1 protein-coding gene is annotated in these 1,320 nt (G+C 76.4%); it reads left to right on the top strand.

The genetic code is table 11. The annotated features are described in order from the left end of the window. The first annotated feature begins 228 nt into the window (after positions 1 to 228). Positions 229 to 1,281: an Acg family FMN-binding oxidoreductase gene (locus OZN99_RS31770; protein WP_270939180.1), complete on the top strand. Its 1,053-nt coding sequence runs from the start codon at positions 229 to 231 to the stop codon at positions 1,279 to 1,281. The last annotated feature ends 39 nt before the right edge of the window (positions 1,282 to 1,320 follow it).

Here is a 1,320-nt window from a genome sequence, read left to right on the forward strand (position 1 = left end):
GCGCGCGGCGATGCTGGGCTCGCGGCCGGACGTGGTGGCTGCCGCGGCGCTTCGCCCGGCGCGCCGCCGCGTGGCGGCCAATCTGCGGCAGCTGACGCGACCGCGCTGACCCTGCCGGACGCATCCGCGCGCCGCATTCGCCGCGTCCCGCCGGCTTGATCCTGCGCAACGCGGGTGCCGCCGCCAGCGCGCATCCTGCGTGCCGTGAACGGCAGCGGGAGCGACGGCATGGACGGGGCCTGGGCTGACGATCCCTGGGCGGTGGACCCGGCAAGCTTCGCCGCATGCGATGGAACGCGCGCCCGGCTGCGCTTCCTGGTGACCTACGCCGTACTCGCCCCGTCCGGCCACAACACCCAGCCCTGGCTGTTCCGTCTGCGCGCCGACGATACCCTCGACCTCTGCGCCGACCGCACCCGCGCGCTACCCGTGGTGGATCCCGAGGACCGCGAGATGGTGATCGGCTGCGGCGCGGCGCTGGCCAATCTGCGCGGCGCCGCGGAGGCGCTGGGCGAATCGCTGCAGGTCGAGGTGCTGCCGGACCCGGCCGACCGCGACCTGCTGGCGCGCATCGTCCCGCTCGGGCCCTGCACGCCGTCCATCGCAGGGGCGCGGCTTCTGCGCGCCATGACCGCGCGGCGCACCAGCCGCTTCGCCTTCGCCCCTGACCCGGTGCCGGAGATCCTGCGCGCCGCCGCGATCGAGGCCGCGGAGCGCACGGGCGAGGCGCGGCTGCATTGGGTGGAGCCCTTCCCGCGACGGCACGCGCTGGCGCTGCTGGTCGCGGAGGGCGACCGCGTCCAGATGGCGGACCCGGCCTTCCGGCACGAGCTGGCGGCCTGGATGCGCTCGCGCCACGGCGCGACGCGGGACGGCATGTCGGGCGCCGCCTTCGGCATGCCCGACCTGCTCTCCTTCGCCGCCGCCGCGACGGTGCGGACCTTCGACATGGGGACAAGCCAGGCGGCGAAGGACATGGCGCTGGCGGAGGGCTCGCCGGCCCTGGCGGTCCTGGCGACACCCGGCGATACGCCGCGCGACTGGCTCGCCGCCGGCGAGGCGTTGCAGCGGGCCCTGCTGGCGATCACCGCCGGCGGCTTCACCGCCTCCTTCCTCAACCAGCCGATCGAGGTGCCGGCGCTGCGCCCGAAGCTGGCGGCGGAACTGGGTGTGCCCGGCGAGGTCGGCGTGCCGCAGATGCTGATGCGCATCGGCCGCGGCCCGAAGCCGGTGCCCGCCGTGCGCCGCCCGGTGCGGGACGTGCTGCGCGAGGCGCCGTGACGGCCTGCCGGGCTCGCGCGGGTCAGGCGCCCAGACCGA

Origin of the sequence: Falsiroseomonas oryzae (assembly GCF_027856955.1) — a bacterium.
Lineage (GTDB): Bacteria > Pseudomonadota > Alphaproteobacteria > Acetobacterales > Acetobacteraceae > Falsiroseomonas > Falsiroseomonas oryzae.